The sequence below is a fragment of the Streptomyces sp. A0592 genome, from assembly GCF_004795115.1.
Taxonomy (GTDB): Bacteria; Actinomycetota; Actinomycetes; order Streptomycetales; family Streptomycetaceae; genus Streptomyces; species Streptomyces erythrochromogenes.
Genome location: NZ_SSBM01000010.1, coordinates 112411 through 127810 on the forward strand (window position 1 = coordinate 112411; position 15400 = coordinate 127810).

12 protein-coding genes are annotated in these 15400 nt (G+C 66.4%); all 12 read right to left on the bottom strand.

The features are described from left to right. Positions 1-27 precede the first annotated feature (27 nt). A complete protein-coding gene (locus tag E6U81_RS16915) occupies positions 28-3099 on the bottom strand; it encodes an HsdR family type I site-specific deoxyribonuclease (protein WP_136230906.1) in 3072 nt (1023 codons plus the stop codon). A 1-nt stretch (position 3100) separates the two neighbouring features. Next, positions 3101-4309, bottom strand: coding sequence for a restriction endonuclease subunit S (locus E6U81_RS16920; RefSeq protein WP_136230907.1), 1209 nt, complete (start codon positions 4307-4309; stop codon positions 3101-3103). Beyond that, positions 4302-5816, bottom strand: a complete 1515-nt coding sequence (locus E6U81_RS16925) for a class I SAM-dependent DNA methyltransferase (RefSeq protein ID WP_136230908.1) — start codon at positions 5814-5816, stop codon at positions 4302-4304. Before E6U81_RS16925 ends, E6U81_RS16920 begins: the two co-directional genes overlap by 8 nt. A gap of 448 nt (positions 5817-6264) precedes the next feature. Further along, positions 6265-7158, bottom strand: coding sequence for a hypothetical protein (locus E6U81_RS16930; RefSeq protein ID WP_136230909.1), 894 nt, complete (start codon positions 7156-7158; stop codon positions 6265-6267). A gap of 484 nt (positions 7159-7642) precedes the next feature. Next, the gene (locus E6U81_RS16935; RefSeq protein ID WP_136230910.1) at positions 7643-7894 is read right to left on the bottom strand and encodes a hypothetical protein; all 252 of its coding nucleotides are present in this window, start codon (positions 7892-7894) and stop codon (positions 7643-7645) included. 12 nt (positions 7895-7906) lie between these two features. Next, positions 7907-9286 carry a WhiB family transcriptional regulator gene (locus E6U81_RS16940; RefSeq protein WP_168714647.1) on the bottom strand — a complete coding sequence of 460 codons (1380 nt, stop codon included), beginning with the start codon at positions 9284-9286 and terminating at the stop codon, positions 7907-7909. Between the two features lie 115 nt (positions 9287-9401). Next, positions 9402-10019 (bottom strand): hypothetical protein, encoded by a 618-nt coding sequence (locus E6U81_RS16945; protein ID WP_136230912.1) that lies wholly within the window; start codon positions 10017-10019, stop codon positions 9402-9404. Further along, positions 10016-11200 (bottom strand): hypothetical protein, encoded by a 1185-nt coding sequence (locus E6U81_RS39850; protein WP_168714648.1) that lies wholly within the window; start codon positions 11198-11200, stop codon positions 10016-10018. The genes E6U81_RS16945 and E6U81_RS39850 overlap by 4 nt, the downstream gene beginning before the upstream one ends. A gap of 5 nt (positions 11201-11205) precedes the next feature. After that, on the bottom strand, positions 11206-11826 hold the full coding sequence (locus E6U81_RS16955) for a hypothetical protein (protein WP_136230913.1): 621 nt from the start codon (positions 11824-11826) through the stop codon (positions 11206-11208). A gap of 31 nt (positions 11827-11857) precedes the next feature. Beyond that, positions 11858-12481 (bottom strand): hypothetical protein, encoded by a 624-nt coding sequence (locus tag E6U81_RS16960; protein WP_136230914.1) that lies wholly within the window; start codon positions 12479-12481, stop codon positions 11858-11860. A 12-nt stretch (positions 12482-12493) separates the two neighbouring features. After that, the gene (locus tag E6U81_RS16965) at positions 12494-14692 is read right to left on the bottom strand and encodes a hypothetical protein (RefSeq protein ID WP_136230915.1); all 2199 of its coding nucleotides are present in this window, start codon (positions 14690-14692) and stop codon (positions 12494-12496) included. Positions 14693-14851: 159 nt separating this feature from the next. Continuing rightward, positions 14852-15400 (bottom strand): hypothetical protein, encoded by a 549-nt coding sequence (locus E6U81_RS16970; RefSeq protein ID WP_136230916.1) that lies wholly within the window; start codon positions 15398-15400, stop codon positions 14852-14854.

Consider the following 15400-nt stretch of genomic DNA (forward strand, 5'->3'; position numbering starts at 1 on the left):
ATCTGAAGGAGCTCCGCGAGACGCCGTTCAGTAGTTCTCCCGTACGTACTCGTACGTTCGGTCGAACAGCTCCCCCTTGATCGGCAAGCCGTACTCCTTCAAGACGGAACGCAGCTCGCGCCGAACGCGTTTGTCGCCCGCGTCGCTCGCGCTCCATCCGGCATAGGCGACCTCGACGACGATCGAGTCGATCCGCGAGGCTATGTCGGGGACGATCTTGTGCAGCCCAGGCGGTGTGTTCTCCGCGACGATCTGAGTGAGCGCCCCACGCTTCGGATCGGCCAACCGGTCGAGCGTTCCCTGGTCGCCCTGTTCCGCTGCGCGATCTGCGGCGACCACATCCTGAGCGATCTTCAACGCTTCCTCGAGGAACGCCAGCGAATCCTGGACGTTCTCGATCGCCTTGGCGCGGAGCTTCTCGATCCGCTCCGCTAGCGACCGGTACGCCGGGCTCTCGGTATCGGCGAGCCGACGCCTGAGGCGCGCCTCGATGGAGTCGAGGACCTCCTGGTACACGTCATCGGCCTTTGACTCCGACGTCTGCCGCTCGGAGAGCTTGAGCTGCTCAGCGATCTTCTTCACCAGCGCTAGGCCGGCAGCGTCGAGCGTGACTGTCTTCGAAGGCATCGACTTCACGCCCACATCGGTCATGTGACCGTGAATCAAGTCAGTGGTCTTCGCGCCGAGACGTGCCCAGAGAAAAGTCTTGGAGACGTCCTTGGGTCGGATCGACTCGTACACCTTCGCGAGCCAGAAGTACTGCCCCTGGAATGGCCTGAGCATTGGATGCGGGTCGAGGAACTCCCACACCGTCTGCAGCGCGACGTAGGTCTCGATGAACTCGGTGCGCTGCGAGCCGCCCTCGGGGATCCGCTCGTGGGCCTCGGCGAGCGACTCGAACGAAGAGTCACCGGTGTCGATGCCGTCGAACAGATGGAGCAGACGCGTGAGGTCGGCGACGAATTTCCCCGCCAACTTTGAGGCGTCGGTGACGTTGAGCTCGTCCTCGTCGTCGTTCACCTTCGGGCCGACGACTGCCTTGCCGATGGCCCTCGCGAGCCCGATGTAGTCCACGACCCGCCCGAAGTCCTTGCGCTGACCGGTGACAGGGTTCTTCCACGGACGGTTAGGCCGCGTGATCGTCTGGAACAGGTTCGTGTCCTTGGCGGGCTTGTCCAGATACAGCACGCCCTCGATGGGCGCGTTGAAGCCGGTCATCCACTTCGCGGTGACGACGATGAACGACATCGGGTCATCGACCTTCTTGAAGCGGCGCTTAAGGGCTTCCTCCTGCTCTGGAGTGAGCAGGTGCTTCTTGTGCTCCTTGGGAGTCTCCTTGCTGTCGGCGACGTGCATCACCACACCGACCTCACGGAGTCGTCCGTCCGGCATGACTGCGGCACGACGCTCCAGCTCGGCCTCGATGGCCCGGGTGTATGCGATCACAAGGCGCTGGTTATAGGCCACGACCTGGGCCTTCTGCCCCAGAGGCGCGACATAGGTAAGAAAGTGGTCGACGATGTCGGCACACACAGCAGCCACGCGTTCGGGGTTGGAGAGGATCGTCTCGATGTGAGAAGCCTTTCCCGACAGGAAGACCTTCTCCTCCTCGTCCAGGCCCTCCTCCGTGGCCAGCTCGTCGAATGCCTCGTCCAAGGCTTCCTTGTCGAGGTTGAACCCGACAGACCGGCCCTCCACGATCACTGGCTTGGTGAACCCATCGGCGATGGATTGCTCCGGTGTATACCGCGACATCACAAAGTCGGGGTCGTCAGGGTCCCCGAACAGCTTGAACGTCGAACGGTCCTTGTCCTCGATCGCAGTGCCCGTTGCACCGAAGAACTTTGCGTTCGGCACCGCCGCGCGCCACGCATCGCCGAACTTCCCCTCCTGCGAGCGGTGCGCCTCGTCAACGAGGACCACGATGTTCGACCGGTTGTTCAGATGGCCAGCCTCAGCGAACTTGTGCACCGTCGTGATGACCACACCGGGCTCACCATTACGCAGCAGAGCGTGCAGCTCCCGACGGTTGCGGGGCACCGACATCCGCGGCATGCCGGCAGTCTCGAACATCTCCGCCGTCTGCCGGACCAGATCCTTACGGTCGGCGATCACGATGACCGTCGGCGCGCTCCCGAACTTCTCCGTCACTGCGTCGTCACGCAGCAAACGAGCGGCGGCGAACGCCATGAGTTCGGTCTTGCCCGATCCCTGGTGGTGCCAGATCAGTCCGCCAGGGCGGCCGGCAAGTACCTTGGCGTGGATCGCCAGAGCCGCCTCGAACTGCGGGTAGCGCGGCAAGAACTTGATGTCGACCTCGGAGGCATCCCGAGCGTGACGGAACATCACCAGGTCCTTGAGGATCGGCAGGATGATCTCCGGCCGCAGCAACAAGCGCGCGGCCCGCTCGACACGGGCCGGTCCCGTGACGATCTTCGGTCCGTCCTCAGTGGACCCCCACGGGGCCCAGACCTCGGAGTCGGGGTCCGGGACTGCACGGATCGGAGCCATCCGGAACTCCAGGCCCTCGGTGGCGACGTTGAAGACGTTCGTCGCGAAGAAGTTCGGGTACTCCTCCTCGTACACATCGTGAAGGTCCCTAGCGGCGTTGACCCACGAGACTTGATGTTTCACAGGCGTCTTGGTTTCGGCAACGACCAGCGGAAACCCGTTGACGTAATAGACGACGTCGAACCGGCGCGGTTTCGTCGCACCGTTGATGGTGACCTCGTCAGCGACGGTGAAGCGGTTGTTGTTGAGGTCTTCGAAGTCGATCAGCCGGCGAGGCACATGCCTACCGTCGATCGTCGTGAACGAGTGGTCGCCACGAAGCATCACAGTCAGCCGCTCGTTGGCTGCGACGAGACCGTTGTGCGCATCGAGGACAGCCTGATTGAGCTCGTGCAGAACGAGGTCCGCCGACTCGGAGTCGTGGACCAGCTCCGGGTTCAGGGCAAGTAACGCCTCGCGTGCCCAGTCCTCGACAACGACGTCATGCTCATCGCGCGGCAACTCGTCCCCTTGGAGACGTTCCCAGCCAGCCTCCTCCGCCCACTCGAGCAGTGAACGCTGGATCGTGCTCGCTTCTGTCCAACCCATGTCAGGACACCCCCTCGAGCAAAGCGTCATAAGACTCCGGAATCTCGATCTCCTGGCTCATGAGGGAGGTCGCGAGGGTCGAGCGGAATGCTCTCAGTCGAGCGAGTTCCGACTGGGCGGCGGCGGTCTCGGAAAGGAAGCCGTCCAAGACTGCCGCTACCGTCCGCTGCTCGTCGACCGGCGGGGAAGGGATACTGAACGTCTCCAACTGAGCCTTCGTAAGAGCCTGCCGAGTGCTGCCGGAACCGGACATCACATCGAGGGCAGCCTTCAGATCCGAACGCCTGAGCACGTGGGCAAGGTACGACGGCTCGAGGACATCTCGGTTGCATCGCAAGATTGCGACATGCTGGTTCACCCGTGCAGGCAGTGCTTCGTCCGGCACCATTGCGACCCGGTTAACTGAGGCCCCTGTGATGTTGATGAGGACATCGCTCGGTTCCACGGCTACGTTGTCGAGCAAGCGAGCTTGGTCGTCAAGGATCTTCGCCAAGCCATTCCACTCGAACCGACCGTCGTACACGTTCTGGGAGCGGATCAGTGAAACGCCCTCCATCACGTACGCGGCTTCGCCTCCACGTGGGGTAGCTCCGCTGCCAATCTTGGTCGTCAACATCTTCAACGGGACTTCAACGCCATTCATTGCCGTGAGTAGCGAATCACGAGTTGCGTTGAGGGCCATCTCCGCGGCCACTGACTCAGTCGCCAGCCTCTCGACCAGCGCATCAATCGCGACCATGACGTCAACGATGCGGCACTGCTCCGCCAAGGAGGGGAGAGCAACTTCCATCGTCAAGAAGTCAGCAGGCTTGACCCGTTCGCGCCTGCCGCCCATGCCGGTTGACAACGCCTGCAGTTGCTCCCACAGTCGTTTTGTGGTGGTAAGGAGTCGGAAGTATTCGGGAAGCATCCGCTCACCGCAAGTGAACGTCGGAAACTCTTGCGACGCGTAAACTTCGCCCAGGTCGTTCGGAGCAACGGTGATCGCTCCTTCGAACGCCTTCAAGCGGCTGTAGACGATCTGGTTTGGACGGATGCGATTCAGCGTCTTGTACGAGGTCTCATAGCCAGCGATCGGTTCCCGGAACAACAGGCCCCGACCGCGGTTCAAGACACCGACGATGTCATAGGAGGTCGTCGCCATAACCGGGACCGCGTCGACGTCCAGCGCGATGACCTCGTCGAGCCGGACCTGCTCCCACTCACTCACTGGGCACCCCAAACACGCTCACGTCGACGCCTGCCGCTGCGAGCCGCTCGAACATGACAGCCTCGGCATCCATCCGGTGTTGGCGAGCATCGGCATACGCGACGAGCGCTGCACCCAGATCGGCAGTCTCCTCGGCAGCGACCTTGATGTAGCGGCCAATGTTCAGGTCGAAGCCGTTCTGCTCGATCTCCTCGAACGGCACTAGCCGGACGTTCGCACCACCATCACCGTCTGGGTCGTCGCCTGTCTGGTACGCCTCGATGAGAGCCCTGACGTCCTCCTCGGACATTCGGTTCTGCTTCTTACCCTTGACGAACCGGGCCGAGCCGTCGATGAAGAGGACGTGCTCCTTGCGCTCGACAGGCTTCTGATCACGGAAGATCAGCAGGCACGCCGGGATCGGGGTCGAGTAGAAGAGGTTAGATGGCAGCCCGACGACGGCTTCCAGAAAGTCCTTCTTGATGAGGCCCTGGCGGATATTCGCCTCCGCGCCTCCGCGGAACAGCACGCCGTGGGGCATCACCACGCCGACGCGGCCGGATCCAGGCTTCATCGACGAGACCATGTGCTGGACGAAGGCGTAGTCGCCGTTCTTCGCCGGGGGAACGCCGCAGATGGCCCGCGGGTCCGAAGCCCAACGGTCTGCTCCCCAATTCGTCAGAGAAAATGGCGGGTTGGCGATCACGGTGTCGAACTGGCGGACAGCACCGCTAGTGGCCTTGAAGGCTGGAGCACGAAGGGTGTCTCCGCGCTTGATGTCGAAGTCCTCGATCTCGTGCAAGAACAAGTTCATCCGGGCGATCGAGGCCGTCGTCAGGTTGATTTCCTGGCCGTACGCCCTGAGCGTGCGATGATCCTTGCCGGACTCGCGCAGCTGGTTGATCGTTGCGACAAGCATCCCGCCGGAGCCGCAGGCCGGGTCGTAGACGGACTCGCCCGGCTCAGGCTGGAGGATCCCGACGAGCAGGTTCACGACCTCACGGGGGGTGAAGAACTCGCCTGCCTTCTTGCCCGACTCGTCGGCGAAATTCTTCAGCAAGTACTCATAGCCCGCGCCGAGCAGGTCGTGCGAGACCGTCGACGGGTCGAGCGTGATCTTGTTGAACGCTCGGATGAGCCCCAGCAGGGCCGACTGCGGGATACGCTCCTGGTTGCCCCACGAGGCGTCGCCGAAGACGCCGGCGAGCGAGCGGGGGTTGGCCATTTCGATTCGCTGGAAAGTCTTCGCGATCTCCGCACCGAGGTTGGTGACCTTCTCGGTGACCTCGCTCCACAGCGTGCCCTCGGGCAGCTCGAACCGGTGAAAGTCGGCCTCAATCTCGTCGTCGAGGTCGTCGCCGTACTCATCGAACGCCGCGTCGTGCTCGTGGACCCAGGTGTCACTGATCCACTTCCAGAACAGCATCGGGAAGACGTAGGTCTTGAAGTCAGCGGGGTCGACGGGACCGCGGAGCGCGTTTGCGGCGTCCCACAGCCGGGATTCGAGCTCGTGCTGGGTGATCGTCACAGAGGTGAGGTCCTTCGTTGAAGACGGTACCTAGATTATGGAGGAGGGCACTGACATCTCGGGAGTCCGAGACAGCAGGCAGTAGCTACCTTCAGACGATGACCTGCACCCACGCTCCGAACGAGCGTGATCGAGGACACGCTGAGACCGGATCTCGCGGATCGGCGTCCAAGTCAGGCGTGTGAGACGGATCTTCTCCTCGGGGCCCGAAATCTAAAGCTCAAGAAAGAGGCCGCGGAGTCGCAAGGTGACCTTCTTGGTGAGCTCGGGTAGGCCCTCACCAGGCTGGCACTGCGTGAGCGGACTGGGGAACACGAGGGCGGATCAAACATCACGCCGAGCGGAGTCGCAAGCCTCTGACCAGCGGAAACGGTATTCCGCAGCATCTCCCGGCACCAGGCGGGATGATCTTGTGGGGCCTCGTGATGGTAGGTGCTGTTTGAATCTGTTATGCGTCTTGGCCCTCGTCATACCTGGTCAGCTGCGTTCGTAGCCGGTCAGCCTCGGCCTCAGCCCTGCGTAGTCGGCGCTCCAAGACATCGCGGGCCGGCGGTGCCGGGCATGCGGGCTTCAGTGCCTCGTTGCGCGGAGTGAACCACCCCACGTGCTGGTACGCCACGATCACGCGAGCGTGAGGGCAGGTATAGCACTGCCGCTCCGGACTCGGAACCGGCCACCCTGACGCCAACATGCGGCGGGTGTGCTCACGTTGGTACTCGGGTTCAAGCGTCGGGTTGGAGGTCAAGAGCTGCTCGAATTCCACGGTCATCTGCTTCACCCTGGATGGATCGGCCAAGCGAGGCCCGTGGTCCGGCTTCCAGTCGAGGGTTGGCGCTACGACCTCTTCGACGTGTCCGCAATCCAGCGTGACCTTCCAGAACGCCGAGGTATGGGGTTCGTCGTGGCGCAGCAGGGCCCACACTTCGGCATCTGCCCATTCAGGTGGCTCCGCCGGGTCGGCGGGGAAGCTCACCTCTCGTCGGTCTCCCCACTCGACGATGTCGCGGTAGGGAGCATGACCGGAGTCCTCGTGGCGGCAGTACAGCTGTCCCGGCGGCAACGCTTCGCCATCACCGGGAGCACGCCACCGCCTCTCGCTCGGCGGGGTCCGGTCGCCTGGTGTCATGAGCTCCTTGATGCAAGCGCAATCGAGCTGCACCCGCCAGCGGTAATACTGGTCCGCGTCTGGTGCGAAGAACGGCCACAGCGCCGAAGGGATCCTCCTGCGACGATCGGCGTTGAACTCCTCATACTCGCTCAGGACGTCCGTTCGCCGCCTTGCCCGGCCGGGCAGTCGGCGTGCTGTAGCGGGTAGGTGCATACCGGCGGCGCGATCTGCCATGTTCAGGTCCTCCGGCCGTGTGAGCCACTGCGGCCGACGGTAGGGCCCTTGAGATCGGCCTGCCAGGAAATGGTGCTCCTTCCCCCTGAAGGGAGGAAGTAGTCGTCGGCGCGTCGTCTACGTCTCGGGGTCCGGGTGGATTACGAGCGATCGCGGGCGTGAGGACGTCGGCACTGGGAGCCAGCTGGGAGCCGGTCTGCTCCCCGAGACCCCTTGAGACTGCCCCAAACCGTTCGAAGCCAAGGCGCTGACCAGGGGAAATGTCGTTCGGGCTGGTGGGGATCTTGGGTGGACCTCATTCGGGACGAAGAGGTCGTGGGTTCAAATCCCGCCACCCCGACTTCGTAAGACCAGGTGAGAGCCGGTACAGAGAAATCTGTACCGGCTCTTTCTGCGTCTGGGTGACTGACTGCGCCGCTCCTCTCGGTGGCCCGGATCACGGGTGACGTGATCCGGGTGTTCGCCGAGTGCCCCGGGCCGGCGATCAGCGGTCGGTGTCCGGCAGGGTTTCGGTGCTGCCGTCCGGGTGGATCAGGAGGCGGACCGCGCCGCCGTAGCGGTCATCGGTGATCACGGCCGGGGTCGGGCAGCCGAGCTGCTGGGCGCGCTGCTGGAGGATGCCGATGACGACGTCCTGGATGGTGCCGAAGGGCGGGGCCGTCACGGGTACCCCGTCGATCAGGCCCGCGTGGTAGGAGAAGACGCGGACTTCCGCGGCCGGAGGGGTGGGCTGCACAGCGGCTGCCTTTCAGGAGTTCGGGACGGCTTCGCCGGTGGACGGCGTGTTCGCGGTGTAGGTGCCGCGCGAGACCCGTAGCAGTTGGCCCGACTTGACCATGGCGGACAGGGCGTTGCTGACCGACTTCCCCGCGCCCTGGTACGCACCCGGGGGCAGCGCCCCGACCACGTCGCGGCCGGTGAAGTGACCGGGGAAGGAGGACACCGCCGTCTCCACGGCCCGGCGCAGGCTGGGGACGCTCCAGGAGCCGGACCCGCCCGCACTCGTGGCGGAGTGGTGCGGATGCTCGTCGCGCTGCATGCCCGGGTGGCCCTCGCCGTGGTCCTGGCGCAGGGTGGGGCCCTGGTACCGCTCCAGGTGGGAGCCGAGCTCGCGCACGGCTTCCCGTACGGCTGCCAGATTCCGGGCGTGCGGGACGGCTGCCGGGGCCGCGGCGCCGGAGGCGGGGACGAGTACCGCCGTGATGGCCTCGACGCGGTGCAGCGAGTCCGCCAGGCGGCGCAGCAGGGGCTCGAAGATGTCCTGCCGCAGTGCGGCGACGGGGTCACTGGTGGCCAGCTCGATGCTCACGGAACCGGTCAGGCCGCTGTCCGTGACCTCGTACGCGGCTTCGTCACCGGCTGCCGTACGCCAGGACTCCAGGCTCAGGCGGGTCTGTCCCACCGCGGCGAAGAACCCGGGCTCCACCGCCGCGGACGGCGTGAGCGCGAGCATCCCCGCGAGCTGCTCGGCGACATTGAGCATCAGGAGCGTGGCGCGGGCCAGCGGACCGAGCACGGTCTTCTGTATGGCCAGGGCCGGATCATCGAGCGAGTAGGTGATCCGCTCCCCCGGCAGGGCCGGAGCCGCCATCTTCGAAACCTCGTCTGTGTCGGCGCGCTGTCGTCTGTCTGCTGGGAAGTGCGGTGCCGGACGCTGCCTCTGGGAGGGAATCGGCCCCGGGCCCACGCCGGACGCCCGGCGCGCCCGGTACGTCTGGAGCGCGCTGAACGCGTCGAGCACGGCTGCGGCTTCGACTGCTCCACCGCGTCCGCAGGAGGCGGACTCGGCGGGAGACAGACGTCCCTGGCTGTCGCCGATGTGCAGCCACATGCGGATCCAGCGCCGCTCCTGCTCGGTGGTGGCGGCGGCGTAGCCGCCCGGATCGGACCGGACGACGGAGTCCTGCAAGCACTGCACCCTCAGCGGGCAGGAGAAGCAGAGCTCGCGGGCCGCGTGGGTGAGAGCCTGGCTCCTGCGCGTCCGGAACGGCAGTTCCTGCACACCCGCGGGCGGACGCTCCAGGAGCGGCTCCTTGAAGATGTCGGGCCGCCGCTGGCAGGGAAGAAGTGTGGTGGTGGCGGCCGGCAGTGTCGCTGCCGGCCGGGTTCTCGTCGCCGTCCTGGCCATGAAAGTAGTCCCCCGAAGTTTTCTGTGACCGAAGGGGACTCTAGAACAGGCGAATTGGCAGCGGCAAAGCCGTCTCGAACCTTGTCGATCATTTATTACACGAAGGTAGCCCACCTCACCGGCCATCCGTATCAGCGGCTGCCACGAGCCGGCGAACTTCCGGGCGCTTCACCGGTCGTTCACACTTCTTCACGGAGCGGAAAGTTCCGCTACGGGCCGTCAGGACCCCAGCGACGCAGAGGAATCCGAGAGGGACGCCGAAGAGGGGGGCCATCATCCCCACCCCGGACGCGCCGACGAGCAGTACGTCGGCCAGTACGACGGTGACGCCGCGGCGGCCCCGGGGCTGCTTGACCATCCAGGCACCCAGCAGCGCCATACCGCCGAGCGCCCAGTAGCCCAAGACCGCCTGTCCGCTGAGGAGTCCGCCGGCAGACCCCCGCGCGATGTCGCCCACGGCCGCCAGGTAGCCGGTCATCGCGGCGGTGACGACGGTCGAGACCAGCGCGAGCAGCAACTGGCCACGGCGGCGCAGCAGCCAGACGGCCAGGGCCAGGACCAGCAGCCCGCACACCATGACGAAAGCGGCCCTGCCGACCGAGGCGAGCGTGTAGAGGGTGTAGGCACCGGCGATCCCGAGGACGATCCGGCGCAGCAGCCGCACGGCCCACGCGTCCTCGCGCTCCTGGCGGAGCAGCCGACGGACGGGTTCGAGGGAGGGGCGAGGGGTCATGCCGGACCGTCCATACCTGTTGCGAGGGGGCGGGAAGCGAGGGGCGGAGCCCCCGGGGAGGCTGCGACGGGGGCCGGACCGGTGCGCTGCGGCCGCGTAACGGTCTGCGGCTGCTGGAAACCCATCTGCCACAGCGGGCTTGCCGGGCTCTTCGGCGTGGCCTGCTGCTCGGCGGCCTTGACGGCCGGGGCCTGCGACTGCGCCTGCGCCTGGGCCTGTACTTGTGCCTGTGGCGGGACCTGCGCCTGATCCTGGGCCTGGGCCTGGGCCTGGGGCTGGGCCTGAGCCTGGTCCTGCGCCTGAGCCTGGGCCTGGGCCTGTGGCTGGGCCTGAGCCGGGGCGCTCTCCAGGAGGCTGTCGATCTTCGCCTTGCGGGCCTCGGGGGTGTCGGACGCGAAGCCCTGCGGGTCGATGTAGTGGGGGAGGTCCTTGTTGTCGAACTGCGCGACGGCCCGCACGGCGTTCGTACCGGCTTCCGTGCGGGTGACCTCCGGCCACGACCGGGGCGCCTCGTAAACGAAGTCGATGTTGTGCAGTCCGACGTTCGGGTTCTTGCAGAGCTCGCCCAGCTCCTGCTGATGGAGGATCGACCGGGTGTCGGCGGTCTGCCCGAACACGAGCGTCCGGCCTTCGGCCAGCCCTGCGTACGTTTCGGAGATCTTGGCCCAGGTGGCCTTGGCGTAGCCCTGCGGGAAGCCCGCCTCTGCACCACCGAGGGCCTTGATGACTTCCGGTTCCCAGAGAAACATATCGTCGAGCTCACGACCGCCCTGGGTTGTCTCCAGGGTCTGTGCGGCGCCGGGGGCGGGCTTGTTCTGCCGGGCGGCCCACTCCTCGGCTATGAAGCGCTGCGACAGGAACGGGACGCCCTGGTCGTTCTTCGGCGCCTTCGGGTGCTCGATGCCGTACGTCCAGAAGGCGCTGATCGGCTTCGCCCCGTCGGGCGGCGTGAGCTTCGCCTTGTCCTCGGCGAGGGCGTCGATGTACTGCCTCGCCTTGGACACCCAAGTCTTGCCGTCCTCCGCGCGCTTGTCCTCCAGCCCTGCGGCCGTGGCCGCAGCCTTGATGCGCCGCGCTATGGACAGCGGATTGCGCTTGGCGTCCAGGGTCGCCTTCTCCCGGGCGGTCGCCCTACGCAGAGCGCCTTTCTCTATGCCCTGCGGTATCGCTTTCGGGCTCACCCTCGTCAAGCCTCCAGCGGGCGGGGATAGACCTCGAGGTCCATGTTCACCACTCCGGCGTCGGACCCGTCGGCGGTGCCCACAGCCGGCGTGATGCGCAGCTTGACGAGGGCACCTCCTGGAGCGGAGAGCTCCCAGTAAGCGATGTGGTAGGGGTCCTTCTCCTCGATCCGGTCAGCGTCCTGGGGGATTGCGAACTCGCCGAGCTCCCGCGGGAAAGCGGTGGAATCCCAGGCGCCCTCCCATGCCGGTGCGCCGAGTACCGAGGACACCGCGTCCCGGTAGAGGGGCCAGACCCGATCGGCCTCGGCCAGCACACGCGCGTTGTCCCGCCGGTCACCGAATGCCGACTCGCCCCACACCCAGTACGAGAGGCTCTGCACGGGTGCCCAGCTGCCGCCCATCGCGTTCAGCGTCAACGCGCCCCCGGTCTGCGTGCGCACGTTGAGCACGTACTCGAACTGGGTCGGTGTCCAGCCGAACTGGGCGCACCATTCGTCCAGGCCCTGGCTGGGCAGCGGCGGGCCGTTCCAGACGGTCTCCCAGTGGACGTCGGCCAGTCCGCGCAGCTCGGTGACGAGTTCCTGCGGGGTGCGGTCCACCGGCGGTTCGAAGGACGTGCTCATGTCGTGGTCTCTCTTTCTCGCGTCGCGTACGTCACAGCAGCCAACCCGGGCCGGTGTCCGGGTTCGGGTCGGCCGGCCCGTGGAAGGCGAGAGAGATCGTCGCACCCCCCGCGTACCCGCCGGCCCGGTGGTCCAGATCGAGAACGATCACCGGGGCCAGCGGATGGGCGTACCGCCACTGCGTCAACCGGTACGGGGCACGGCTCTCCAGCCGCTCCGCGGCGTCGCCCCACCGGCCCGGAGCAGGCGGTTCCGGGAAGTCCGGACTGTTCCAGGCGCCGGTCCAGTCCGGTGCCCCCAACGCGGCCGTCATCCGTGCGAGGTGGGCCGCGTAGCGGTCGAGAGCGACCGCCAGGACCGCCTCGCCCTCGGACTCCTCGGCCGCAGTGGCCTGCCAGACGGTGTAGGTCGCCCGGGTCACGGGCCGACCGGGACCCGGCGCGGAGGCCAGGTGCAGGCGGCCGCCCCCCGGAGTACGCACCCACAGGCCCGACTGGAGCCACAGCGGCTGCCAGCCGAAGGCCGCGCACCACTCGGCGCGCTCGGCCTCACCGTCGGGCACCCCGGGCCATACGGTGCGCCAGTCCACGCGCAGGAGCCCGCTCAGCTCGGCGGCGAGCTCCTGCGGCGGGTGGTCGGCGATGACACGTGCCATGTTCAGGCCTTCCTAGCCCGACACCCTGCCGTCGCCGTCCCGCGGTGCGGGCGGCGAAGGCTGGTTCGGCGGTACCGGCGCGTTCCGGAGGTCGGGCGCCGACGGTCGCGGCTGCTGCCGTGCGGGGCCGGCCTCCGGGGCGTTCACCCGGCCGGCGGAGGGCCGGGGACCCTGCTGCGGGGCGACGACAGGGGCCGGGGGAGTCGAGGTCCCCGGGCTGACGCGGCCGCTCTGGCGCGCCGGCTCGGCCGCCGGCTCCTTGCCCGCCGCGGACGGCTGCGCCCGCCGGTCGAGCACGGTCTGGTACGCGTCCTTCTGGACCTCGTTGGCCTCGTACGCACGCCTGCGCTGGTCGCGCTTGGAGTTGCGGGCGGGGAGCTTGCCCTCCTTCTGCCAACGGCTGTCGTTCTTCTTGTTGTCGTAGGCCCGCGCGGCGGCCAAGGCTCCCTTTCCGGTGAGCTTCCCCGTTGTCTTCACCACGCCCCCCGCGGCCTTCGCCGTTCCGGTCGCGGTCTTTCCGGCGACCCGGCCCGTCGTCTTCGCGACGCCGGCTGCGGCACCGGGGGCGTACTGGGCGAGCTTGCCGCCCACGGTGTTCGCCATGTCCCCCACGCCCAGGGCGTCCTGCGCTCCGGCGATCTGCGGGCTGAAGTTCCCCGCGAGCAGCTTCTTCAGCATCATCACGACGGCGACCGTGACCAGGAGCAGCATGAGCAGCTGCATACCGAGAGAGATCTTGGCGGGCAGGATCATCTGGTAGAGCATCAGGAGCACGGTCAGGATGACGCCGAAACCCGCCCGCAGGACGAAGCTGTGGATGAACGTCTGCAGCCAGCCCTTGAGCAGCTTCTGCTGGGACGGATGGATGCCCAGCGTGGCGATCAGCGGCAGCATGATGATCATGATGAGGGTGACCGCGTGCCAGAGCAGGGTCAGTGCGCTGAGCACGATCACCATGATGCCGACGATCAGCGCGGCCACGAGGGAGTAGAAGGCGAGCCCGATCCGGTTGCCTGCGCCGTGCCCGGCCCATTCGCCGAAGGCGACGGGATAGACCCGCTTCTTGGGGTCTTCTTCCTCCTGGTTGGAGCCCTTGCCGCCGGCCATGTCCTGCCGGATGCCGTACCAGTCCTCCTTGTACTTGCTCTTCTCGGTCACCTCGCCATTGGAGACGTCCTTGTTCGTCATGGACTGGCTGACCAACTGCCGAACACGCAGGTCTTCGCAGCGCGCGCCCATGCCGTAGTCGCACGTTTCAGAGGGGTCGGCCGGAAGGCAGGTGCCCTTGTCCACCTTTCCGCCGCCATTGCGCTTGAAGATGCAGCTCGTGCCGCCTTCTCCGAACTGGCCCAGCGCCCAGGGCCGGAAAGCGAGCGTGTCGTACATGGCACAGCTCGACACGCGCAGACCGCGGTTGGGTGCGTCCTTGGGCAGATCGCAGGGCACCTGCACCTCGTCCGCCATGCCGCCGAGCACCGCTTCGCTCAGATAGCTGTTGGCACTGGCGATACCTGAGTCCGCCTCGTCGATGACCGCCTTGAAGTTCCCGCCCGTCAAGAGGGCCACGACGGCGATCGTGGTCAGAGCGGCCCAGCTGACGCCGGACCAGGCTTCGCGCATGTCGCCCTTGCGCCACTTCGTGAAGACCCAGATGCCGGTGAGGGTGATCATGACAGGGACGGCGGGGATGAAGACCTTGGTCTGCAGGGTCTCCACAACGCTGTCGCGACCTGTGTACAGCCCGCTCAGGGGACGCGGGTTGGAGGCGAACTCCTTGATGGATATGGAGACGCGCGTCAGGATCTTCGTGCCGTCGAAGACCATGTTGGCGATGCCGTTGTTGACATAGTCCATGATCTCGCAGTTGTCGGCGCCACTGAAGTCCGTGGAGCTGTCGGTCTGGGAGGCGTCGCCGATGTCCCGCTGCGTACCGGACCAGTTCAGGCCTCGCATGGCGGCCAGCTCGTACATGGTGTACTCGGCGCCGGCCTGGGGCATGTTCACCGCCCCGGTGATCATCCCGGTGGTGTCGTTGAGGTTCTTGGCGCGCTGGGCCTCGTTCTCCCACTGGTTGACGGCGGGGAAGATGGACTCGCCGTTGGCGCCGGGTTGGTCCAGTTCGTAGGCATCGTCCCCGGTGAAGCTGCACGAGAAGTCCGCGGCCGCCGTGCCGGGAGCCGCCAGGGTCAGCGCGATCAGCGCGAGGATCACGAATGCCCCGGCCCTGGCCGCCCTCCCGGCGCCCCTCACCCGGTCGAGGAGCGACGGGGCATCACGGGCGGTTCGGCGTGGTCTGGTGCTGGGGCGCACGAACATCGGCTTCCTTCGGAGGTTCCGCAACGGACAAGGGTGCAGTGGCCGGCGCGCCGACTAGCTGGGGATGTAGTCGGTCACGATGCAGCCCTTGACCAAGGGTTCGTCCTTCTTGTAGCCGCTGGGGATGTCTTCCTTGTGCTTGGGATCGCAGCTCATGAGGGCGAACTTGGCCTGCATGAGACCGCGAACCGTGTCGTCGCGCTCGGGGACGATGGCGATGTTCTGGCCGATCAGGTAGGACGAGTCGAAGTCCTCGTCGGTCTCCTGCGCCTTCTTGTTCGCTTCCTGGAACTTCTTCATGTCGGACACGAGCAGCAGGTAGATCCTCTTGCCGTCCGCGTCCTTGCAGCGCGCGCTTTCCTTGATGGCGAAGGCCGGGTCGTTGACCTTCTTGGTCGTGGCCTCGTTGAGGTGCTTGGTGCCACCTTCCAGCTCGCGGCACATGACGTGGCCGTTGATCAGCTTCTCGACCGCAGCCATGTTGTCCGCCCTGGGCAGGCCGAGCGTGGCCAGCGGCCCGCTGTCCCCCTCACCACCACAACCGGTCAGGGTCGTCAGCGCGACGGCCGCGGTCATTGCGGTGAGGGTCTTGGACAGGCGCAT